The organism is Sphaerisporangium sp. NPDC051011, assembly GCF_040653595.1.
Taxonomy (GTDB): domain Bacteria; phylum Actinomycetota; class Actinomycetes; order Streptosporangiales; family Streptosporangiaceae; genus Sphaerisporangium.
In genome coordinates this window covers 12,538-12,825 of sequence record NZ_JBFAGG010000031.1, presented here as the reverse complement: position 1 = coordinate 12,825, position 288 = coordinate 12,538, and the positions used below count along the sequence as shown (strand labels likewise).

Sequence of the window (288 nt, the reverse complement as noted above, 5' to 3'; positions counted from 1 at the left end):
GAGGCCACCGTCAGCGGCATAGCCACCGAGTACGTGAAGGGGCTTAAGGACGGCGACGGACGGATCAGCTTCCCCAAGGAGGGGCTGAACGTCAGCCAGGGAAGCGGAGCATGGGGAACCGTGTTCGCCGACAAAGCCGACCTCAACGGCGTCAACACCAAATGGGTGCAGGGAAGAAGCACCGACGACGGATGGATCAGCTTCCCCAAGGAGGGGCTGAACGTCAGCCAGGGAAGCGGAGCATGGGGAACCGTGTTCGCCGACAAAGCCGACCTCAACGGCGTCAAC

The 288-nt window shown here is 62.8% G+C and carries 1 protein-coding gene; it reads left to right on the top strand.

Annotated features, from left to right (window positions below; translation table 11 throughout):
* Nucleotides 1–288 (top strand): hypothetical protein (locus AB0H21_RS39665; RefSeq protein ID WP_358527020.1); only part of this gene is annotated, 288 nt, incomplete at both ends.